Annotated in this window: 24 protein-coding genes; 14 read left to right on the top strand and 10 right to left on the bottom strand. The window is 58.6% G+C overall.

Translation table 11 applies throughout. The features are described from left to right. Positions 1-10 precede the first annotated feature (10 nt). The 5 genes from LPQ25_RS11895 to LPQ25_RS11915 form a co-directional block, all read right to left on the bottom strand. Positions 11-241: a DUF2554 family protein gene (locus tag LPQ25_RS11895; protein ID WP_004143781.1), complete on the bottom strand. Its 231-nt coding sequence runs from the start codon at positions 239-241 to the stop codon at positions 11-13. Positions 242-389: 148 nt separating this feature from the next. Continuing rightward, on the bottom strand, positions 390-674 hold the full coding sequence (locus LPQ25_RS11900; protein ID WP_014907502.1) for a hypothetical protein: 285 nt from the start codon (positions 672-674) through the stop codon (positions 390-392). A 95-nt stretch (positions 675-769) separates the two neighbouring features. Then, positions 770-895 carry a DUF2474 domain-containing protein gene (locus LPQ25_RS11905; protein ID WP_004180143.1) on the bottom strand — a complete coding sequence of 42 codons (126 nt, stop codon included), beginning with the start codon at positions 893-895 and terminating at the stop codon, positions 770-772. Next, complete coding sequence (cydB, locus tag LPQ25_RS11910; RefSeq protein ID WP_014907503.1) at positions 895-1,905, bottom strand: cytochrome d ubiquinol oxidase subunit II; 1,011 nt, start codon at positions 1,903-1,905, stop codon at positions 895-897. The genes LPQ25_RS11905 and cydB overlap by 1 nt, the downstream gene beginning before the upstream one ends. Continuing rightward, complete coding sequence (locus LPQ25_RS11915; RefSeq protein WP_004151214.1) at positions 1,905-3,302, bottom strand: cytochrome ubiquinol oxidase subunit I; 1,398 nt, start codon at positions 3,300-3,302, stop codon at positions 1,905-1,907. The genes cydB and LPQ25_RS11915 overlap by 1 nt, the downstream gene beginning before the upstream one ends. A 687-nt stretch (positions 3,303-3,989) precedes the next feature. Between LPQ25_RS11915 and LPQ25_RS11920 the strand changes: the two genes are divergently transcribed. From LPQ25_RS11920 to patD, 6 genes are all read left to right on the top strand, one after another. Continuing rightward, positions 3,990-5,402: an aminotransferase-like domain-containing protein gene (locus LPQ25_RS11920; RefSeq protein ID WP_014907504.1), complete on the top strand. Its 1,413-nt coding sequence runs from the start codon at positions 3,990-3,992 to the stop codon at positions 5,400-5,402. Positions 5,403-5,704: 302 nt separating this feature from the next. Then, positions 5,705-6,850 carry a putative ABC transporter substrate-binding protein YdcS gene (gene ydcS, locus LPQ25_RS11925; protein ID WP_014907505.1) on the top strand — a complete coding sequence of 382 codons (1,146 nt, stop codon included), beginning with the start codon at positions 5,705-5,707 and terminating at the stop codon, positions 6,848-6,850. 16 nt (positions 6,851-6,866) lie between these two features. Further along, positions 6,867-7,880: an ABC transporter ATP-binding protein gene (locus LPQ25_RS11930; RefSeq protein WP_004184243.1), complete on the top strand. Its 1,014-nt coding sequence runs from the start codon at positions 6,867-6,869 to the stop codon at positions 7,878-7,880. A gap of 1 nt (position 7,881) precedes the next feature. After that, the gene (locus LPQ25_RS11935; protein ID WP_002906903.1) at positions 7,882-8,811 is read left to right on the top strand and encodes an ABC transporter permease; all 930 of its coding nucleotides are present in this window, start codon (positions 7,882-7,884) and stop codon (positions 8,809-8,811) included. Then, entirely contained in the window at positions 8,801-9,607 is an 807-nt protein-coding gene (locus LPQ25_RS11940) for an ABC transporter permease (protein ID WP_004143773.1), read from the top strand. Before LPQ25_RS11935 ends, LPQ25_RS11940 begins: the two co-directional genes overlap by 11 nt. A 22-nt stretch (positions 9,608-9,629) precedes the next feature. Further along, positions 9,630-11,057: an aminobutyraldehyde dehydrogenase gene (gene patD / locus LPQ25_RS11945; RefSeq protein ID WP_004175939.1), complete on the top strand. Its 1,428-nt coding sequence runs from the start codon at positions 9,630-9,632 to the stop codon at positions 11,055-11,057. A gap of 340 nt (positions 11,058-11,397) precedes the next feature. Here the strand turns inward: patD and LPQ25_RS11950 are convergent, their stop codons facing one another. Further along, positions 11,398-11,520, bottom strand: coding sequence for a small membrane protein (locus LPQ25_RS11950; RefSeq protein WP_004175940.1), 123 nt, complete (start codon positions 11,518-11,520; stop codon positions 11,398-11,400). Positions 11,521-11,668: 148 nt separating this feature from the next. Here LPQ25_RS11950 and LPQ25_RS11955 point away from each other — a divergent pair, with 148 nt between their 5' ends. Next, positions 11,669-11,866: a hypothetical protein gene (locus LPQ25_RS11955; protein WP_041168961.1), complete on the top strand. Its 198-nt coding sequence runs from the start codon at positions 11,669-11,671 to the stop codon at positions 11,864-11,866. Positions 11,867-12,003: 137 nt separating this feature from the next. After that, positions 12,004-12,255, top strand: coding sequence for a hypothetical protein (locus LPQ25_RS11960; protein ID WP_014907506.1), 252 nt, complete (start codon positions 12,004-12,006; stop codon positions 12,253-12,255). A 51-nt stretch (positions 12,256-12,306) separates the two neighbouring features. Here LPQ25_RS11960 and yncL read toward each other — a convergent pair whose 3' ends face one another. Continuing rightward, positions 12,307-12,399, bottom strand: a complete 93-nt coding sequence (gene yncL / locus LPQ25_RS11965) for a stress response membrane protein YncL (RefSeq protein ID WP_002906891.1) — start codon at positions 12,397-12,399, stop codon at positions 12,307-12,309. Positions 12,400-12,594: 195 nt separating this feature from the next. Between yncL and LPQ25_RS11970 the strand changes: the two genes are divergently transcribed. Then, positions 12,595-12,768: a GhoT/OrtT family toxin gene (locus LPQ25_RS11970; RefSeq protein ID WP_002906888.1), complete on the top strand. Its 174-nt coding sequence runs from the start codon at positions 12,595-12,597 to the stop codon at positions 12,766-12,768. Between the two features lie 88 nt (positions 12,769-12,856). Beyond that, positions 12,857-13,606: an alpha/beta fold hydrolase gene (locus LPQ25_RS11975; RefSeq protein WP_004200090.1), complete on the top strand. Its 750-nt coding sequence runs from the start codon at positions 12,857-12,859 to the stop codon at positions 13,604-13,606. Between the two features lie 13 nt (positions 13,607-13,619). Here the strand turns inward: LPQ25_RS11975 and LPQ25_RS11980 are convergent, their stop codons facing one another. Then, on the bottom strand, positions 13,620-15,053 hold the full coding sequence (locus LPQ25_RS11980; protein ID WP_014907507.1) for an aldehyde dehydrogenase: 1,434 nt from the start codon (positions 15,051-15,053) through the stop codon (positions 13,620-13,622). 269 nt (positions 15,054-15,322) lie between these two features. Here LPQ25_RS11980 and LPQ25_RS11990 point away from each other — a divergent pair, with 269 nt between their 5' ends. Both LPQ25_RS11990 and LPQ25_RS11995 read left to right on the top strand, forming a co-directional pair. Beyond that, complete coding sequence (locus tag LPQ25_RS11990) at positions 15,323-16,921, top strand: ABC transporter substrate-binding protein (protein ID WP_014907508.1); 1,599 nt, start codon at positions 15,323-15,325, stop codon at positions 16,919-16,921. A gap of 16 nt (positions 16,922-16,937) precedes the next feature. Next, entirely contained in the window at positions 16,938-17,171 is a 234-nt protein-coding gene (locus tag LPQ25_RS11995) for a YdcY family protein (protein ID WP_002906801.1), read from the top strand. Positions 17,172-17,179: 8 nt separating this feature from the next. Here LPQ25_RS11995 and LPQ25_RS12000 read toward each other — a convergent pair whose 3' ends face one another. Both LPQ25_RS12000 and LPQ25_RS12005 read right to left on the bottom strand, forming a co-directional pair. Then, a complete protein-coding gene (locus LPQ25_RS12000; RefSeq protein WP_004180135.1) occupies positions 17,180-17,629 on the bottom strand; it encodes a DMT family transporter in 450 nt (149 codons plus the stop codon). After that, positions 17,626-18,144: a GNAT family N-acetyltransferase gene (locus LPQ25_RS12005; protein WP_002906796.1), complete on the bottom strand. Its 519-nt coding sequence runs from the start codon at positions 18,142-18,144 to the stop codon at positions 17,626-17,628. The genes LPQ25_RS12000 and LPQ25_RS12005 overlap by 4 nt, the downstream gene beginning before the upstream one ends. Before the next feature lie 162 nt (positions 18,145-18,306). Here LPQ25_RS12005 and LPQ25_RS12010 point away from each other — a divergent pair, with 162 nt between their 5' ends. Beyond that, positions 18,307-18,888 carry a helix-turn-helix domain-containing protein gene (locus LPQ25_RS12010; RefSeq protein ID WP_014907509.1) on the top strand — a complete coding sequence of 194 codons (582 nt, stop codon included), beginning with the start codon at positions 18,307-18,309 and terminating at the stop codon, positions 18,886-18,888. A gap of 65 nt (positions 18,889-18,953) precedes the next feature. Next, entirely contained in the window at positions 18,954-19,991 is a 1,038-nt protein-coding gene (locus tag LPQ25_RS12015) for an NADP-dependent oxidoreductase (RefSeq protein ID WP_002906792.1), read from the top strand. Positions 19,992-19,997 lie beyond the last annotated feature (6 nt).

Consider the following 19,997-nt stretch of genomic DNA (forward strand, 5'->3'; position numbering starts at 1 on the left):
CGAGTCGATGCTATTGGCAGGATGCCCGCGGTTTACGGTCGTCCTGCCAGCGGTGATGTTCGCGCAGGTCTGCGGCGGCCTCCTCGTGCTGGCTGCGAAGCTCATCGCTATCCGCTTCGTGCAGCAGCTGCTGTTCGAGACTTTGCACCGGAAAGTACTCGTGTCCCTGACGATGGGCCAACAGATGCCCGGAAAATAATGCGCACAGCAACAGCAGGGCGCTTATGCTTCTCTTTAACATACCTTTTCTCGACGGAACAATGGCGTGGACATACTATGTCAGGCGCAATGCAGGCTTTTTTTCGGGCATCTCAAAGAACGGCAAGAGTTTGTCAACGATGGCTGACGAAGGATGAAAAAAGGCCTGACGCGGAAGCCAGGCCAGAGTGTTACGCTTTCGGCGGCAGCGGTTTCCCGCTGTGCTCGCTCCCTTTTGGCGGCTGCTTGCCGTTGTGCTGCGGCTGTTTACCGTCGTGCTGCGGCTGTTTGCCGTCTCGTTGTGGCTGTTTTCTGTTGTATTGCGCTTGCTTACCTTCGTGTTGGCCGTTTTTCACCGGCGGTTTACCCTGATGCTGCGCGCCTTTTTCCGGCGGCGGCGGCGGGTTGTCGGCAGCAAAAGCCCATGACGACATTCCAAGCGTCATTACGGCGGAGAGTAAAGCTAACTTCTTCATAGCAATATCCTTTCTTCAGATGTATCGCCGTATTTCATCAGGCAAAAGTGAAGATAAGATGGAGAAGTCCCTTTTCGGACCTCTCTGCATCCCACTCAGACTTTTAGCCCTGCGGCGGTCATCAGCAGGCGAAACAGCAGGCTTATGGCGGCCAGCGTCAGTACGCTGCCTCCCCAGAGCGCGATCAGCCACAGCAGACGTTTAGGCCAGGCAGTACGCATCAGTGATATCCCTCCCCAGGCTGAACTTTGCCGCGGAACACGTAATAGCTCCAGCAGGTGTAGCCAAGAATGACCGGAATAATCAGCAGGGCGCCCACCAGCATAAAGCCCTGGCTTTGCGGGGGAGCGGCAGCCTGCCACAATGTGATGGCCGGCGGGATAATATGCGGCCAGATGCTGATCCCTAGTCCGCTGAAGCCGAGAAAGACCAGGCCCAGCGTCAGCGTGAAGGGCGAAACATGGCGGTCGCGCTGATGCAGCGTGCTCCACAGCCAGCCGCTAACGAGGATCACCAGCAGCGGTACCGGCAGCAGGAAATAGAGATTCGGCAGGCTGAACCAGCGGGCAGCAATCGCCGGGTGCGCCAGCGGAGTCCACAGGCTGATGACGGCAAACACCGCCAGCAGGGCACCCAGCAACTGCCGCGATGCGCTGCGCATTCTCTGCTGCAGCGCGCCTTCACTTTTCATCACCAGCCAGGTGGCGCCGAGCAGCGCATAGGCCACGCATAGTCCGAATCCGCAGAACAGGCTGAACGGGGTCAGCCAGTCAAACATGCCGCCGCTGAAGGCGCGACCGCTGACGGTGAAACCGTTGATCACCGCCCCGACCACCACGCCCTGGCTGAAGGTTGCCAGCAGGGAGCCGCCAAAAAAGGCGCGATCCCAGAATGGCCGGTGCGATGGCGTGGCCTGGAAGCGAAACTCAAAGGCGACGCCGCGAAAAATCAGGCCGATCAGCATCAGGGTCAGGGGGATCGACAGGGCGTCGATGATCACCGCGTAGGCGAGAGGAAAGGCGCCAAACAGGCCGGCGCCGCCGAGCACCAGCCAGGTTTCATTGCCATCCCATACCGGCGCGACGCTGTTGACCATTACGTCGCGATCCCCGCCGCCCCGCACCGTGCTGAACAGCAGGCCGATGCCCAGATCAAAGCCATCCATGACGATGTACATCAGCGTGGCAAAGACGATAATCACGAACCAGATCACCGATAATTCGATACCCATTAGCGGGACTCCTTCTGCAGATAACCTTCAGTGGCGGCGGACAGCGGGCGGGCTGGCGTACCGGTTGTCGCCGGGAGCATCTCCTGCGGCCCCTTGCGGATCAGGCGCAGCATATAGCTGTAGCCGACGCCGAAGACGGCGCTGTACACTACGATAAAGGTCAATAAACTGACCGACATATGCAGATCGCCATGAGCGGAAACGGCATCGGCGGTGCGCTGAACGCCATACACCACCCAGGGTTGGCGGCCCACCTCGGTGGTCACCCAGCCGGCGAGAATAGCGATCAGGCCGGATGGCCCCATCCACAGGGCAAAACGCAGAAACGGCCGCGAGTGGTATAGCCGGTCGCCGCGACGCAGCCACAGGGCCAGCACGCCCAGCAGCAGCATCAACATGCCCAGCCCGGCCATCAGGCGAAATGACCAGAACACCACAGTAGAATTCGGGCGCTCCTCAGGAGCGAACTCTTTCAACGCCGGCACCTGTTTATCAAGACTGTGGGTGAGGATCAGACTGCCCAGGGCCGGTATCTCAAGCCCGTAGCGGGTGCGCTCCTGGTCCATATCGGGCCAGCCAAACAGCAGCAACGGCGTTGGCTCACCCGGCGGATTTTCCCAGTGCCCCTCAATGGCGGCGATTTTCGCCGGCTGGTGCTTCAGGGTATTCAGGCCATGCATATCGCCGATCAGCGCCTGGACGGGGGCGACCAGCAGCGTCATCCATAGCGCCATCGAGAACATCTTACGGATCGCCGGCGACTGATTGCCGCGCAGCAGATGCCAGGCCGCCGAGGCGCCGACAAACAGCGCGCTACTGAGAAATGCCGCTACTGTCATATGCAATAATCGGTAGGGGAACGACGGATTAAAGATCACCGCCAGCCAGTCGACGGGCACGACCTGGCCATCAACGATCTCAAACCCCTGCGGGGTCTGCATCCAGCTGTTAGAGGCGAGGATCCAGAAGGTGGAGATGATAGTACCCAGCGCCACCATGCAGGTGGCGAAAAAGTGTAGCCCCGGCCCCACGCGGTTCCAGCCGAAAAGCATCACCCCGAGGAAGCCCGCTTCCAGAAAAAATGCCGTCAGGACTTCATAGGTCAGCAGAGGGCCGGTTATGCTGCCTGCAAACTGTGAGAAACCGCTCCAGTTGGTGCCGAACTGGTAGGCCATCACCAGCCCGGAAACGACCCCCATACCGAAGTTGACGGCGAAAATCTTCGACCAGAAATGGTACAGCGAGCGCCAGACGGGATTTTTTGTTTTTAGCCATAAGCCTTCGAGCACCGCCAGATAGCTGGCCAGTCCGATGGTAATGGCGGGGAAGATAATATGAAATGAGACCGTAAAAGCGAATTGAACTCGCGCCAGATGGAATGCATCAAGACCGAACATGCAGGACTCCACAACAAAATTGATTCAGCGCAATTTTAGGTGGGGTGACGACTGAGGGGCAGAGGCAGTCACGCCATTTTTTATCATAACAGTTGGCCGCTGTTATGATTTTTCAGCTGTTGCCAGGGCGAGAAAATATCCTTGCGCAACCTTGATTAATCCCTGCGGAAGGTGATTAGGCGTCTATTCCGCTGTCTGTCATATTATTGCTAACGGCTGGCTACGCGGCCCTGCCGCCGGTATGGCGTAGTCACTTGGTCGGCATAATATATCCTTACCACCCGCCGTAGCTCATATTTTGGCTTACGAAATCCGCCACGGATTTTTACTCTGATTTATTGTCACTCATTAGTATGAGAATAAGTAAAAACGCTGAGCCGGTTAATCGTAAATTAAATAATAATAAATTGTCGGCTCCGCGGCTAATTTGTACTGTATGAGCTCGGGAATAAATAAAAGGGAATGCCAATGTCTGAAAAAGGATTACAGAGTCTGTGCATTACGCTTGGCGTAATGATTATCTTCTGGTTTGTTTTAATCTCGCTATTCTGGGTGGTGATATTTTAAACCCATCCCGTGCTATCACGGCGACGCGGCCGCCGCTGCAGATATAACAGTTACAGGAAACTATGATTTTTTTATAACTGATATATGATAATGGGACGTTATCGTACGGGGACGGCCGCAATGAAAAAGTATCAACAGTTGGCGCAGCAACTGACCGAGCAGATCGCCCTTGGCGTCTGGTTGCCTGGAGATCGGCTGCCGTCGCTGCGCGAGCAGGTGATCAGCAGCGGCATGAGCTTTATGACCGTCAGCCATGCCTATCAGCTGCTGGAAAGCCAGGGGCGCATCGTCGCCCGTCCGCAGTCGGGTTATTATGTTGCCCCCCAGCCGGTGAAGCTCCGCCAGCCGGCGCCGCCTGCCCAGGTCACTCGCGATGAAGCCGTCGATATCAATACCTATATCTTTGAGGTGCTCCAGGCCAGCCGCCAGGCGTCGATGCTGCCCTTTGCCTCGGCCTTTCCGGACCCGCGTCTCTTCCCGCTGCAGCAGCTCAACCGCTCGCTGGCGCAGGTGAGTAAAACCGCCACCGCCATGAGCGTCATTGAGAATCTGCCGCCGGGCAATGCAGAACTCCGGCATGCCATTGCCCGTCGCTATGCCCTGCAGGGGATGAACGTCTCGCCGGACGAGATCGTCATCACCGCCGGGGCGCTGGAGGCGCTTAACCTCAGCCTGCAGGCGGTGACCGAGCCGGGAGACTGGGTGGTGGTGGAAAACCCCTGCTTCTACGGCGCCCTGCAGGCGCTGGAGAGGCTGCGTTTGAAAGCATTGTCGGTGGCCACTGACGTCAGGGAAGGCATTGATCTGACGGCGCTGGAGGCGGCCCTGCAAAACTATCCGGTGAAGGCCTGCTGGCTGATGACCAACGGCCAGAATCCGCTCGGCTTCACCCTCAGCGCTGAAAAAAAAGCGGCGCTGGTGGCGCTGCTGGCGCGCTATAACGTGATGTTGATCGAAGATGATGTCTACAGCGAGCTCTATTTTGGCCGCGAAAAGCCGTTACCGGCGAAGTTCTGGGATCGCCAGGAGATGACGCTGCACTGCAGCTCGTTCTCAAAATGTCTGGTACCCGGCTTTCGTATCGGCTGGGTGGCGGCCGGCAAACAGGCGCGGCGGATCCAGCAGCTCCAGCTGATGAGTACGCTTTCCACCAGTTCGCCGATGCAGTTAGCCCTGGTGGATTACCTGTCCACCAAGCGCTATGACGCCCACCTGCGCCGTCTACGTCGTCAGCTGGCGGAGCGTAAACAGCAGGCCTGGCAGGCGCTGCTGCGCCATCTGCCGCCGGAGGTCATCGTCCACCACAGCGACAGTGGCTACTTTCTGTGGATCGAACTACCGGAAGGGGCCGACGCTAGTGCACTTAGCGCCCGGGCGCTTGCGTCGCACATCAGTATTGCCCCAGGGAAAATGTTCTCCACCTCCGACAGCTGGACCTCGTTTTTCCGTTTTAATACCGCCTGGGGCTGGGGGAAACGCGAAGAGCAGGGGGTGAAGCGCCTGGGGGAGCTTATTCGCGAACAGCTTGCCTGACCCTGTCGTTTATTTTTCTCATCATAAACATTCTGCGAAAATAAGCGAAAGAGGATTTTTATCGAGGCCGGTCATTATTTTACCGGCGCTCACCATAGGAAATATGCATACCCTCCTCATTCCCTAACTCGTTGTCTATAATCCATAAAGTCCTGCTTGTGTTGGCGATTTTTACGTAATGCGTCCCGGGTCACAACCTGAATAAATTCCCCTGGGGCGTTAATCCGCTGACTACCCTTATTTCAGGAGATATTTTTACGGCACGGCTGCCGCTAATTCCTTTGTGACAGGAGTAACACCTGATGAGCAAAAAAATTGCCCGTTGCAGCCTTTATGTGCTGGGTATGGCTTGTTTGACCGTTCAGGCGGCAGAGCCGCTCACCTCGCTGGATAAACCGGAAGGGCGGCTCGATATTATTGCCTGGCCGGGATATATCGAACGCGGTCAGACCGACAAACAGTACGACTGGGTGAGTCAGTTCGAAAAGGACACCGGTTGCCAGGTTAATGTCAAAACCGCTGCCACCTCTGACGAGATGGTCAGTCTGATGGCCAAAGGCGGCTACGATCTGGTCACCGCCTCGGGTGATGCTTCGCTGCGCCTGATCATGGGCAAACGCGTGCAGCCGATCAACACGGCGCTGATTGCCGGCTGGGGCTCCCTTGATCCGCGTATTGCGAAGGGGGCGTGGTTTAACGTCGGCGGTAAAGTCTATGGCACGCCGTATCAGTGGGGGCCGAACCTGCTGATGTACAACACCCGCGTATTCCCGACGCCGCCGGACAGCTGGCGCGTGGTGTTCGTCAAGCAGGATCTACCGGATGGTAAAACCAACCAGGGGCGGGTGCAGGCCTATGATGGCCCGATCTATATCGCCGACGCCGCGCTGTTTGTCAAAGCCACCCAGCCGCAGCTGGGGATCGAAGACCCCTATCAACTGACCGAAACCCAGTACAACGCGGTGCTGAAAGTCCTGCGCGACCAGCAACCGCTGATCCATCGCTACTGGCATGACGCCACCGTACAGATGAACGACTTCAAAAACGAAGGGGTAGCCGCCTCCAGTTCGTGGCCCTATCAAGCCAACGGCCTGAAGACGGAAGGCCAGCCGGTCGCCACCGTGTTCCCGAAGGAGGGGGTAACCGGCTGGGCGGATACCACCATGCTGCACAGCGAGGCGAAGCACCCGGTCTGCGCCTATAAATGGATGAACTGGTCGCTCACGCCGAAGGTGCAGGGCGATGTGGCGGCATGGTTCGGTTCGCTGCCGGTGGTGCCTGAGGGCTGTAAAGCCAGCGCGCTGCTCGGTGATAAAGGCTGTGAGACCAACGGCTATGAGCAGTTTAACCGCATTCACTTCTGGAAAACGCCGGTTGCGGAAGGCGGGAAATACGTGCCCTATAGCCGCTGGACTCAGGACTATATTGCGATAATGGGCGGCCGCTAAGGATCGGAGGCAAACAATGACGTACGCGGTCGAGTTCCAGAATGTATCGCGCCTGTATGGCGATGTGCGGGCGGTGGATGGGGTTAGCATTGGCATACGCGATGGAGAATTTTTCTCGATGCTGGGTCCGTCCGGCTCGGGTAAAACCACCTGCCTGCGGCTGATTGCCGGTTTTGAGCAGCTCTCCGGCGGAACCATCCATATCTTTGGTCAGCCGGCCAGCGAACTGCCGCCCTGGCAGCGGGATGTGAATACCGTGTTCCAGGACTACGCGCTATTTCCCCACATGTCGATCCTTGACAACGTCGCCTACGGCCTGATGGTCAAAGGCATGGCGAAGAAAGCGCGCCATGCCCGCGCCCAGGAGGCGCTGGAGAAGGTGGCCCTTGGCTTTGCTCATCATCGCAAGCCCTCCCAGCTCTCCGGCGGCCAGCGGCAGCGGGTCGCGATTGCCCGGGCGCTGGTGAACCAGCCGCGGGTGCTGCTGCTCGATGAGCCGCTGGGCGCCCTGGATTTGAAACTACGCGAGCAGATGCAGGTGGAGCTGAAAAAGCTGCAGCAGTCGCTGGGGATCACCTTCATCTTCGTGACCCACGACCAGAGCGAAGCGCTGTCGATGTCGGATCGCGTGGCGGTGTTTAACAACGGGCGCATTGAGCAGGTGGATGCCCCGCAGGATCTCTATCTGCACCCCAGGACCGCATTTGTGGCCGGTTTTGTCGGCACCGCCAACGTTTTTGCAGCCGAGGCGGCCCGACGATTGTGCGGGATGGCGGGCAGCTGGTCGCTGCGTCCGGAGCATGTTCGCCTGCAGGGCGGCGGCGAGGTGCAGGTGCAGGGTGTGGTGCAGGCGGTGCAGTATCAGGGGGCGGCGACGCGGATCGAGCTCCGCCTCGCGGATGGCGACAAACTGCTGGTCAGCCAGGCCAACATCGATGGCGCGGCGGCGGCCAGCGTTCCGCGAACCGGGGAAATAGTACAGGCGTCATGGTCGCGCTCGGCGATGACCCCGCTGGAAAGCGGAGGCTGAGATGACCATGGCAATAACTCCTGCGCAGACCGGGCGCATATCGGGGATCTTCTGGCGCCGACCGGCGCTGGGCCTGTTTTTACTGCTGCTCGGGCCGCTGATGTGGTTTGGCATCGTCTATCTGGGATCGCTGCTGACCCTGCTGTGGCAGAGCATTTATACCTTTGACGACTTCACCATGTCGGTGACCAGCGACTTCACGCTGGCTAACCTGCGGGCGCTGTTCAACCCTGCCAACTACGACATTATTGTGCGGACCCTGGTGATGGCGCTGTGCGTCACGCTGGCCAGCGCGCTGCTGGCACTGCCGATGGCCTGGTATATGGCGCGCTACACCAGCGGCAAAATGAAGGCCTTCTTTTATATCGCGGTCATGCTACCAATGTGGGCCAGCTATATCGTCAAAGCCTATGCGTGGGTGCTGCTGCTGGCGAAAGATGGCGTGGCGCAGTGGTTCCTCGGTCATCTTGGACTGGAGGGGGCGCTGAACGCGCTGTTGAGCGTCCCGGCGGTCGGCGGCAATACCTTGTCCACCTCCGGCCTTGGACGCTTTCTGGTGTTCGTCTACATCTGGCTGCCGTTTATGATCCTGCCGGTGCAGGCGGCGCTGGAGCGTATTCCGGGATCGTTGCTACAGGCCTCGGCCGATCTCGGCGCGGCCCCGCGGCAGACCTTTCGCTACGTGGTGCTGCCGCTGGCCATTCCCGGCATCGCCGCTGGGTCGATCTTCACCTTTTCGCTGACGCTAGGCGACTTTATCGTGCCGCAGCTGGTGGGCCCGCCGGGATACTTTATCGGCAATATGGTTTACTCGCAGCAGGGGGCGATCGGCAATATGCCGATGGCGGCGGCGTTTACCCTGGTGCCTATCGTCTTGATTGCCCTCTATCTGGCGTTCGTGAAACGTCTGGGAGCCTTCGATGCACTCTGAACGCGCGCCCTGGTATCTGCGACTGGCGACCTGGGGCGGGGTGATATTCCTCCACTTTCCGCTGCTGATTATCGCCATCTATGCTTTTAATACGGAAGATGCAGCTTTTAGCTTTCCGCCGCAGGGGCTGACGCTGCGCTGGTTCAGCGAGGCGGCCGGGCGCAGCGACATTCTGCAGGCAGTGACGCTGTCACTTAAGATCGCCGCCCTGTCGACCGCCATTGCCTTAGTGCTTGGCACGCTGGCTGCAGGAGCCCTGTGGCGCAGCGCCTTTTTTGGCAAAAATGCGGTGTCGCTACTGCTGCTGCTGCCTATCGCCCTGCCGGGGATCATTACCGGCCTGGCACTCCTGACGGCGTTCAAAGCGGTCGGCCTTGAGCCTGGCCTGCTGACGATCGTGGTGGGGCACGCGACCTTCTGCGTGGTGGTGGTGTTTAACAACGTCATCGCCCGTTTCCGCCGGACTTCGTGGAGTATGGTGGAAGCCTCGATGGATTTAGGCGCTACCGGTTGGCAGACCTTTCGTTACGTAGTGCTGCCCAATCTGGGGTCGGCGCTGCTGGCGGGGGGAATGCTGGCATTCGCTCTGTCGTTTGATGAAATTATCGTTACCACTTTTACCGCGGGGCATGAACGCACCTTGCCGCTGTGGTTGCTGAATCAGCTGGGGCGGCCGCGAGATGTGCCCGTCACCAACGTTGTCGCGCTGTTGGTGATGCTGGTAACGACGATACCAATCTTAGGGGCCTGGTGGCTCACCCGCGACGGCGATAACGACGCCGGAAACGGGAAATAAAACCATGAAACAGGATAATGCTATGCAACACAACCTATTGATAAACGGTAAGTTAGTGGCAGGTGAAGGCGAGAAGGTTCCGGTATATAACCCTGCAACCGGCGAAGTGATCCTGGAGATTGCCGAAGCGACAGCGGCCCAGGTCGATGCCGCCGTTGAGGCGGCGGACCGGGCATTCGATGCCTGGAGTCAGACGACGCCGAAGACGCGTGCGGAATGTCTCCTGAAGCTGGCGGACGCCATCTCGGCGCAGGCTGAAACCCTGGCGCAGCTGGAGTCGCTGAACTGCGGCAAGCCGCTGCACTGCGTGATTAATGATGAAATGCCGGCCATCGCCGACGTCTTCCGCTTCTTCGCCGGCGCCGCTCGCTGCCTGCCGGGGATGGCGGCCGGAGAGTATCTCGAAGGGCATACCTCAATGATCCGCCGCGATCCGGTGGGCGTGGTGGCCTCCATCGCGCCGTGGAACTATCCGCTGATGATGGCGGCCTGGAAGCTGGCCCCGGCGCTGGCGGCGGGCAACTGCGTAGTGATAAAACCCTCGGAGATCACCCCGCTGACGGCGCTGAAGCTGGCGGAGCTGGCAAAAGATATCTTCCCGGAGGGGGTTATCAACGTGCTGTTTGGCCGCGGTAAAACGGTGGGCGACCCCTTGACCGCCCACGTTAAAGTGCGAATGGTCTCCCTGACCGGATCGATTGCCACCGGAGCCCATATCATTGGCCATACCGCCTCGTCGATTAAACGCACCCACATGGAGCTGGGCGGTAAGGCGCCAGTGATCGTTTTTGACGATGCGGACATCGATGCGGTGGTGGATGGGGTGCGGACCTTCGGTTTTTACAACGCCGGCCAGGACTGCACGGCCGCCTGCCGGATCTACGCCCAGCAGGGTATCTATGACCAGCTGGTGGAGAAACTTGGGGCGGCGGTGGCCAGCCTGAAAATGGGGGCGCCGGAGGACGCTGCCACCGAACTGGGTCCGCTGAGCTCGCTGGCCCATCTTGAGCGCGTTAGCGCGGCGGTGGAAGCCGCAAGGGCGCTGCCGCACATTAAGGTGGTCACCGGCGGCAGTCGGGCTGACGGCGCGGGCTATTACTTCCAGCCGACGCTGCTCGCCGGCGCCCGGCAGGAAGACGCTATTGTCCAGCGCGAAGTGTTTGGTCCGGTAGTCAGCGTGACGCCTTTCAGCGATGAAGCGCAGGCCCTGAGCTGGGCGAATGACTCTCAGTATGGTCTGGCCTCCTCGGTATGGACGAAAGATGTCGGTCGCGCCCATCGTCTTAGCGCCAGGCTGCAGTACGGTTGCACCTGGGTCAATACCCACTTTATGCTGGTCAGCGAAATGCCGCACGGTGGCCAGAAGCTGTCAGGCTACGGCAAGGACATGTCGATGTATGGCCTTGAGGATTATACCGTGGTCCGCCATGTGATGGTTAAGCATAGCTAAAGGATTGATCATTTAGCGCCAGGCGACTATTGCGCGATGGGTGTGTTAGGCCGCTAATAGTCACAATGGCAAAAATTGTCAAAACTCAACCCAGGGGATATGAGATTATTCTGATGCCCCTTCAAGAGCTAAGCCATCATGAGTGCCGGAGATAAGCGCCGGATGGGGTCCGCCAGTCACCCTGGGCGCACAGCGCCCGGCGGGTGGGGCGGCAACATCGCGGTTCGCGACCGAATTGCGGCCCCTGTCTGTCGGCAGGGGCTTTTTTGTGCTCGCAGAAGAGCGAAGAGATGAGCCGGCCAGTCGCGCCGGGATAACGAGAATACCGCTTTAACTACTTTCAGCGCTTGGTTTTTTTGCTGGGCAGGCTGGCGCTGCGCCGGTCACGAATGTAGGAAATAAGATTATACACCGCCGCGACCAGCAGGATTAGCGCGATGACCAGCGTGATGATTCCGGACATATCCACCTCGAAATTCAAAGCGCGAACTGCGCTAAAGCATTACCAATGGTTATGAATGTAAGTATTATCTGACACGAAGGCAAATGATATTTGTTGTCATTTAGCGCTATTTCTGGCTCTTATCCGTGATGATGGAGATGAAGAGGTTATGTTACAACGGCTTGCCATCGCCATTTATCTTCTTACGATGACGGCCCGCGCGATATATTGCGCCTGTGGCGAAGGCGCCGTTCCTTTTCCCCTTGCCGACGGCGAAATATTTTCCTTATTAGCGAAATTAACTCCCCTGAACAGAAAGTATTTCACGGCTAGAGATAAGCTTTTAATATTTACGGTTATCGCATGATATTTGTTCTGAATATTTTATAGCCCTGAGGCAGAGGCAAATACCGGATGCCGCCCGGTAGCGCGCCCCGGGTTTGACTTTCCGCCGCCGCTCATGCGATCATTTAGGGCATATTAGGTTTTGACGTTGATGTCGCTGTGAAAATTTTTGCTTTTATTCTGCTGGCTATCGGCGCTGTGGCGCTGAGCTATGGTAATGCCCCGGCGAAACGAATCCAAAACTGTGAGAAGATGGGCGTAGGGCAGGCCGTCTGCGCCGCCGCCGAATGGGATAGTGAAAAAGTCAATGTACTGCCGCGCTATAACCCCGGTCTTAATAAGGTAATAGCTGCCGCGCAGTTAGCCCCCGCCGCCCGACAGCAAGATAACAACTCTGTTGTTCGCGCGTAAAAAAGCAGCCTCCAGGGCTGCTTTTTTAGGTTTCGTTGCTGAATTAAATGATTAAAACCAGCCAAATCTTACGGACAGCAGGCTGATAAGCGCGAACGCGGCGCAGACATTAATCATAACGACGGTTTTACTGGAGACATCCATAGCGCCACCCTAATGAGTAAGTCCTAAAGGTATAGTACGGCGCCAGCGGTTGCGCTATCAGATTAAGACGAATCAGGCTTTATTCTGAATATTCAGCCCGTTTCTGATTTTGTTATACAGGTATCTCTGAATCACGACGTCATGGCAGATAATCATCCCACCATGGAACGCCCCTCAGGGAAGGAAAAAGTAAGAATGACGTTATATCAAAAAATGTTGGTGTTTTACGCCATTATGGGCGTGATATGCGCCGTGATTAGCTGGTTTTTAACCAAAGAGAGCCGGATGATCCGCCTGCTGGCGGCCCTGCTGATCGGCGCCACCTGGCCGTTCAGCTTCCCGATGGCGCTGCTCGTCTCGCTGTTTTAACCCTCAGGCGCTAGACGGCAGAAAAGGGTAGCACAAAGGATAAGGTTACTGTATAAAAAACCAGTAACCTTATCATGGAGGCATACAGGTGAACGGTTTTTATTCGTCCGTCGCTGGCGCCACGCTGCGCTGGCACGATTTCCCGGGAGATGGCCTTCCGGTGGTGTTTATCCACGGCCTTGGCTGCGCGTCATCCTACGATTATCCCCGCATTGCCAGCGATCCCGCGCTCCGCGAACGGCGCAAAATACTCATCGATCTGCCGGGCTTCGGCTATAGCGATAAACCGCGCGTGTTTAGTTACAACATACATGAGCAGGCTTTAGTTTTGGAGCAGTTCCTCAGCCACCTGCGCCTGCAGCGCTTCGCGCTGTTCGGGCATAGCATGGGAGGGAGCATCGCCATCGAAGCGGCGGGGCTACTGGGCGAGCGGGTGACCACGCTGCTGGTCTCGGAACCCAACCTGTTCGCCGGCGGCGGCGAGTACAGCAGGCGCATTGCGGCGCAGTCAGAGTCAGCCTTTGTCGCTGACGGCTATGCCAGGCTGCTGGCGGAGGAGCGCTCGCCGTGGGCGGGTTGTTTACAAAACAGCGCCCCCTGGGCCGTCTGGCGGGCTGCCAGCAGCCTGATACGCGGCAGCGACACGCCCTGGTTTACCCAGCTATGCCAGCTGCGCTGCCAGAAAATGCTGATCGTCGGAGAGCGGTCGCTCCCTTACGCGGATAGCGACCTCGTTCAGGCACAAGGGATCCCGGTCGGCATCGTGCCCCATGCCGGACACTCGATGGCGTGGGAAAATCCGCAGGGGCTGGCGCAGCTTATCGCCAGCCATAGTTAAGAGGCGCTGGGCCTCAGAAGGGAAGCTCGCGGGGCTGGGTCTGGATCGTTATCCAGCGCAGCTCGGTGAATTCCGCGATCCCGGCCCGGCCGCCAAAGCGGCCATAGCCGGAGGCTTTGCAGCCGCCAAACGGCATTTGCGCCTCATCATGCACCGTTGGGCCATTGATATGGCAAATCCCGGTATGCAGACGTTGCGCTACGTTCCACGCTCTGGCGCTGTCGCGGCTGTAGACCGCAGCGGAAAGACCATACTCGCTGTCGTTGGCCACCGCCAGCGCCTCCTCTTCGCTATGAACGCGAATAATCGCTTTCACCGGACCGAAGGACTCTTCACGCCACAGCCGCATCTCGCGGGTCACGCCGTCCAGCAGGGTCGGGCTCATATGGGTATCGTTGGCTTTACCACCGGTCAGCAGGCGAGCGCCTTTCGCTAACGCATCGTCAATGAGCGCGTTGCAGCGGGCGATGGTGTTCATATCGACAACCGGGCCCGTGAGGGCGGCAGGCAGGGCGGCGGCGCGCCTGGCCAGCAGCGGGATAAACGCCTCCGCTACGGCATTGTCGACAATAATGCGCTCGGTGGACATGCAGATCTGCCCGGCGTTGGCGAAGGCGCCAAAAACAGCGCCCGCCGCCGCTTGCTCAATATCAGCATCGTCCAGCACCAGCAGGGGCGCTTTTCCACCGAGCTCGAGCACCGCTGGTTTCAGATACTGTCCGCAGGTGCGGGCGATAATGCGTCCCACCGGTGTGGAGCCGGTAAAGTTAACGCGCCGCACCGCCGGGTGGGCGATCAGCGATTCCACCAGCGCCGGCGCATCTTCAGGCGCACAGGTAAGATAGTTCACCACGCCCGGCGGGAAGCCCGCCGCGTCAAGGGCGTCGATAATCAGTCCCTGAGCGGTGGGGGAAAGTTCGGCGCCCTTAAGGATCACCGTGTTGCCACAGGCCAGCGGCGTCGCCAGGGCCCGGGTGGCCAGAATCAGCGGCGCGTTCCACGGCGCCATGCCCAGCACCACTCCCGCCCCCTGGCGGACGCCCATCGCCAGGTTACCCGGCACGTTGGACGGAATTATTTGCCCTTCAATCTGGGTGGTCAGCGCCGCCGCTTCACGCAGAATATCTGCCGCCAGATGAACGTTAAATCCGGCCCAGTGCGCGGTCGCGCCGGTCTCCGCCGCCATGGCGGCGATAAATTTCGCCTCCCGCAACAGCATCTGTTCCGCCGCCTCGAGCAGTAAGCGACGTCGTTCCGCCGGCGCAGTATCGCGCCACAGCGGAAAGGCGCAGGCCGCGGCTTCGACGCAGCGTTTGCCGTCGGCGAGGCTGGCGGCAGCGGCCACCGAGGCTGCCTCATCGTGGGCCGGGTGGCGTCGGGTAAAGGTGCGGCGGCCTTCGGCATCGTGCCACTGGCCGTTAATGTACAGATTGCAGGTGATTGTCATGGTGGAAACCTCTTGTTCTGCGGTTCCCCCAGTGTACCGGGCGGCACTGACGGGAAGCGTGAGCCGGGCGGTTATCGCACATTTTTTTGCAGGAATTTTGTGTGGCTCACATCATCCCGAAGCCCTCTGGCGTAAAAAGCAGCGCAACGTCGATTAAACCAGCAAATTCCACGCGTTTTGCATAAGGTGATAGCCATTGATTATTTGCCGCCGTCAGGCGGCTGTGCTGTTATTACTGTTCTTATAATCAATAATCAGGACTTATAACCATGTCTACAGGGAAAACTACGCTGGCGCTGCTGCTGAGCGCACTGCTGCCGGCCGGCGCCGCCTGGGCCGCAGGCAATGACACTCTGGTCTACTGCTCAGAAGCCTCTCCGGAGTCCTTCAATCCGCAGATCGCCAGCTCCGGTCCGTCGTTCGTCGCCAGCTCGCAGGTACTGTATAACCGTCTGGTGAGCTTTGACCCGGTGAAAAATACGCCGATCCCGTCGCTGGCCACCGAGTGGCACGTCTCTGAGGATGGCAAAACCTGGACCTTTACTCTGCGTCAGGGGGTGAAGTTCAACAGCAACAAATTCTTCAAACCGACCCGCGATTTTAACGCCGACGACGTTCTGTTCTCCGTGCTGCGCCAGATGGATCCTCAGCATCCTTATCACAAGGTATCGCAGGGGAACTATGAATACTTCCACGACGTGGGCCTCGATAAGCTGATTAAATCGGTGAAAAAGGTGGATGATTACCATGTCCAGTTCGAGCTCAACGAGCCGAACTCGGCGTTTCTTGCCGACTGGGGCATGGACTTCGCCTCTATTCTGTCGGCAGAGTATGGTGAGGCGATGCTGAAGAAAGGAACGCCGGAAAACGTTGATAACTGGCCTGTCGGTACCGGACCGTATGCGCTGCAGCAGTATAAAGTGGATTCGCAAATCCGCTATATTGCCAATCCCCACTATTGGGAAGGCGAGGTACCGACCAAGCACCTGATCTTCTCCATTACGCCGAACGTCGAGACTCGTCTGGCGAAACTGCAGACCAACGAGTGCCAGATTATTCCCGCGCCGTCGCCGGTACAGTTCCCGGTGATTAAGGGCAATAAAGATCTGGCGCTGCATGCGGTTGAGGCGCTGAACGTCGGCTATCTGGCGTTTAACACCGAGAAAAAACCGTTTGATAATGTGCTGGTGCGCCAGGCGTTAAACTACGCTACCGACAAGCAGGCGATCGTCAAGGCGGTATTCCTCGATTCCGGCAGCGTGGCGAAATCACCGATCCCGTCGACGATGCTCGGGTATAAGAAAGATCTCCCGGACTATGACTACGATCCGCAGAAAGCCAAAGCGCTGCTCAAGCAGGCGGGTCTGGAGCAAGGCGCGGAAGTGACCCTGTGGTCAATGCCGGTCCAGCGCCCCTACAACCCAAACTCAAAACGCATTGCCGAAATGATCCAAAACGACTGGGCGAAAGTGGGGGTGAAAGCCAAAATTGTCAGCTATGAATGGGGCGAATACCTTGCCGGTATGCGTAAAGGGGAGCACGACAGCGCCCTGTATGGCTGGATGTCGGACAACGGCGATCCGGACAACTTTGCTGGCACATTGCTCAGCTGTGATAATATCCAGACCGGCTCCAACGCCGCCCGCTGGTGTGATAAATCCTATGACGCGCTGGTAAAGAAAGCGCTGTTGGTGAGCGATCCGCAGGCGCGGGCCAAACTCTACGAACAGGCGCAGGAGATTTTTTATCAGCAGGCGCCATGGATCACCCTGGCGACCGGGAAAACCTTCTATGCGACGCGCAGCAACGTCAGCGGCTACACCGTCAGCATGATGGGGAGCGATTTTTCCAAAGCGAAGCTGAATTAAGCGAAAGGAGAACAGGATGGCACATCTGGATGAGGTTATCGTCAAAGTCGATGACACCCTGGCCGAGGGCGTTATCGCGCATATGAATGAGCTGCTAATCGCCCTGAGTGATGATGCGCAACTCAGTCGTGAGGAACGCTATATCCAACAGCAGCGTCTGCGCACCGCCATCGCCCATCATGGGCGACAGCATCAGGAAGAGCAGGACGCGCGCCGCGAGCAGTTGACCAAAGGCGGCGCGATCCTCTGAAGATGCGCTCAGAACTGGCGTCTGGCCACCAGCCAGGCGCCCACCACCAGCATCACCGCCCCGCATAACGGTCCGATCAGCGCCCGCACCGGCACGCCGTGGGCGCGAACTAAATCCATGATCAACCCGCCCACCAGCTGGCTGGCCACCAGTACCGCAATGGTCGTCGCCGCGCCAACGTTTTGATAACCGCTGATGCTGGCGAAGACGAAAAAGGACCCCAGCAGGCCGGGGATCAGCGTCCACCACTTCACGCTCAGGGCCAGCTCCTGAAAGCCGGCGACGCCCTGGCGCAGCAGTAACATCGTCACGAAGATAACGATCCCGACCAGCGAATTGAGCAGCATAGCGATAAGGATCGTCGACGCCGACTGGGTGATGCGCACCATCAGAGTGTTCTGCACTACCAGGCCAACGCCGGCGGCGATCAGGCAGGCGAGAGTGAGCGACGCGTTCATGCTTTGCCGTCCGGGTCCTGACGCGCATCCAGCTGCAGCTGCATAAAGGTCAGATCCAGCCAGCGGCCAAATTTGGTGCCCACCTGCGGCATCTGCCCGGTGGTGATAAAGCCCAGCGTTTCATGCAGATGCAGCGAAGCGTGATTCTGCGACTCGATGCCGGCGACCATCACATGTTTATTCAGCCGTCGCGCTTCGGCGATCAAGGCGACCAGCAGCTTGCGGCCCAGCCCTTTCCCCTGATGTTCGGGATGAACGTACACCGAATGCTCCACGGTATGGCGAAAGCCGTCAAACGCCCGCCAGTCGCCAAACGAGGAATAACCGGTAATGACGCCGTCTTCCTCGCTCACCAGTACCGGAAATCCAGCCAGCTGGCGGGCTTCAAACCAGGCGATGCGGTTGTCGGTATCCACAGTTTTATCATTCCAGATGGCGGCGGTATGGACGACGGCATGGTTATAGATCTCGGCGATCGCCGCGCAGTCGTCTTTAATGGCAGGGCGAATGGACATAGCAAACCTCAATTTTTCGTACACTATAGTAGTACAATATTATTACAATAATGAACGCCACGCTGTCATCCGTTTTCAGCATAATTTTAACGGCTAACCCGGGAATAACGCGTCTCGGTGGATGGTTGTGTAATGGGGGGGCGCACACTATAGTGTTACGTTATGAATACTATAGAAGACAACCTCAATCAGCGCATCAGCGCGCGCATCCGCATCGAGCGCGAGTCCCGCGGCTGGTCGCTGAACGACCTCGCCGAACGGGCCGGCGCCTCGCGGGCGATGATCCATAAAATCGAGCGCGGCGAAAGCAGCCCGACCGCCTCGATGCTGGGCCGCCTTTCCGGCGCCTTCGGCATCAGTATGTCGACCCTGATCGCCCGCGCGGAAATGCAGGAGGGCAAGCTGCTGCGCTTTGCCAGCCAGCCGGTATGGCGCGACCCGCAAAGCCACTATCTCCGCCGCCACGTTTCGCCGCGCAGCGATTTGCCGATCGATCTGGTGCAGATTGAGCTGCCGCCCGGTAGCGATGTGCCGATGCCCGCCGCGTCCTATGCGCTTGCCCGCCAGCTAATCTGGCTGCAACAGGGCGAGCTGATGTTTGTCGAAGGCAATACCCGCCATGAGATGCAGGCGGGGGATTGTCTGGAGCTTGGCCCGCCCAACGATTGTCGCTTTATTAATGAATCCGCAGAGACCTGCGTCTATCTGGTGGTTCGCCTTAATCAATCGCCATCCGGCTCTTAATGGTAAAGCACGTTGCGCATAAAGCAGCTAGCCTCAGTACAGTCTGCTAACAAGAGGAGTTTGCTATGACAGATCAACCGCAACGCCATCGCCGCTGGGTACTAGCTTCCCGCCCCCATGGTGAACCGACGGCAGAGAATTTCCGCCTGGAAGAGAGCGAAGTGCCGACGCCAGGCCCGGGTCAAGTGCTGCTGCGTACCGTTTATTTATCGCTCGACCCATATATGCGCGGGCGCATGAGCGACGCGCCGTCCTATTCGCCGCCGGTGGCCATTGGCGCGGTGATGGTGGGAGGGACCGTGAGTCGTGTGGTCAGCTCAAATCATGCCGATTATCAACCCGGCGACTGGGTGCTGGGCTACAGCGGCTGGCAGGATTATGAACTCTCCGACGGCAGCGGACTGGTGAAGCTGGGTGACAATCCGCAACACCCGTCCTGGTCGCTGGGAGTTCTGGGGATGCCCGGCTTCACCGCCTACATGGGTTTGCTGGACATCGGCCAGCCAAAGGCGGGCGAAACGCTGGTGGTCGCCGCGGCGACCGGGCCGGTTGGCGCCACGGTTGGACAGATCGGCAAAATTAAGGGCTGCCGCACCGTCGGCATCGCTGGCGGCGCGGAAAAATGCCGCTATGCGGTTGAGACGTTAGGCTTTGATCTCTGCCTTGACCATCGTGCGGATGATTTTGCCGAACAGCTGGCCCAGGCCTGCCCGCAGGGTATTGACGTTTATTATGAAAACGTCGGCGGCAAGGTTTTTGACGCGGTGCTGCCGCTGTTGAATACCGCAGCGCGGGTACCCGTCTGCGGGCTGGTGAGCGGCTATAACGCCACCGGGCTGCCGGACGGGCCAGATCGTCTGCCGCTGCTGATGGCGACCATCCTCAAAAAGCGCATCCGGATGCAGGGCTTTATTATCGGCCAGGATTACGGGCATCGGATCGCCGAATTCCAGCAGCAGATGGGGCGCTGGGTGCAGGAGGGGAAAATTAAATATCGCGAACAGCTTATCGACGGTCTGGACCAGGCGCCGCAGGCGCTGATCGGCCTGTTAAAAGGCGAGAACTTCGGTAAGGTAGTGATCCGCGTCGCGGCGGACGACTAACCTGGC

It is taken from the genome of Klebsiella sp. KPN54798, from assembly GCF_021184225.1.
Classification (GTDB): domain Bacteria; phylum Pseudomonadota; class Gammaproteobacteria; order Enterobacterales; family Enterobacteriaceae; genus Klebsiella; species Klebsiella pneumoniae.

Coding starts and splice junctions, on each gene's coding strand:
- LPQ25_RS11895 (WP_004143781.1), bottom strand. CDS start 241: ATGTTAAAGAGAAGCATAAGCGCCCTGCTGTTGCTGTGCGCATTATTT.
- LPQ25_RS11900 (WP_014907502.1), bottom strand. CDS start 674: ATGAAGAAGTTAGCTTTACTCTCCGCCGTAATGACGCTTGGAATGTCG.
- LPQ25_RS11905 (WP_004180143.1), bottom strand. CDS start 895: ATGCGTACTGCCTGGCCTAAACGTCTGCTGTGGCTGATCGCGCTCTGG.
- cydB (WP_014907503.1), bottom strand. CDS start 1,905: ATGGGTATCGAATTATCGGTGATCTGGTTCGTGATTATCGTCTTTGCC.
- LPQ25_RS11915 (WP_004151214.1), bottom strand. CDS start 3,302: ATGTTCGGTCTTGATGCATTCCATCTGGCGCGAGTTCAATTCGCTTTT.
- LPQ25_RS11920 (WP_014907504.1), top strand. CDS start 3,990: ATGAAAAAGTATCAACAGTTGGCGCAGCAACTGACCGAGCAGATCGCC.
- ydcS (WP_014907505.1), top strand. CDS start 5,705: ATGAGCAAAAAAATTGCCCGTTGCAGCCTTTATGTGCTGGGTATGGCT.
- LPQ25_RS11930 (WP_004184243.1), top strand. CDS start 6,867: ATGACGTACGCGGTCGAGTTCCAGAATGTATCGCGCCTGTATGGCGAT.
- LPQ25_RS11935 (WP_002906903.1), top strand. CDS start 7,882: ATGACCATGGCAATAACTCCTGCGCAGACCGGGCGCATATCGGGGATC.
- LPQ25_RS11940 (WP_004143773.1), top strand. CDS start 8,801: ATGCACTCTGAACGCGCGCCCTGGTATCTGCGACTGGCGACCTGGGGC.
- patD (WP_004175939.1), top strand. CDS start 9,630: ATGCAACACAACCTATTGATAAACGGTAAGTTAGTGGCAGGTGAAGGC.
- LPQ25_RS11950 (WP_004175940.1), bottom strand. CDS start 11,520: ATGTCCGGAATCATCACGCTGGTCATCGCGCTAATCCTGCTGGTCGCG.
- LPQ25_RS11955 (WP_041168961.1), top strand. CDS start 11,669: ATGTTACAACGGCTTGCCATCGCCATTTATCTTCTTACGATGACGGCC.
- yncL (WP_002906891.1), bottom strand. CDS start 12,399: ATGGATGTCTCCAGTAAAACCGTCGTTATGATTAATGTCTGCGCCGCG.
- LPQ25_RS11970 (WP_002906888.1), top strand. CDS start 12,595: ATGACGTTATATCAAAAAATGTTGGTGTTTTACGCCATTATGGGCGTG.
- LPQ25_RS11980 (WP_014907507.1), bottom strand. CDS start 15,053: ATGACAATCACCTGCAATCTGTACATTAACGGCCAGTGGCACGATGCC.
- LPQ25_RS11990 (WP_014907508.1), top strand. CDS start 15,323: ATGTCTACAGGGAAAACTACGCTGGCGCTGCTGCTGAGCGCACTGCTG.
- LPQ25_RS11995 (WP_002906801.1), top strand. CDS start 16,938: ATGGCACATCTGGATGAGGTTATCGTCAAAGTCGATGACACCCTGGCC.
- LPQ25_RS12000 (WP_004180135.1), bottom strand. CDS start 17,629: ATGAACGCGTCGCTCACTCTCGCCTGCCTGATCGCCGCCGGCGTTGGC.
- LPQ25_RS12005 (WP_002906796.1), bottom strand. CDS start 18,144: ATGTCCATTCGCCCTGCCATTAAAGACGACTGCGCGGCGATCGCCGAG.
- LPQ25_RS12010 (WP_014907509.1), top strand. CDS start 18,307: ATGAATACTATAGAAGACAACCTCAATCAGCGCATCAGCGCGCGCATC.
- LPQ25_RS12015 (WP_002906792.1), top strand. CDS start 18,954: ATGACAGATCAACCGCAACGCCATCGCCGCTGGGTACTAGCTTCCCGC.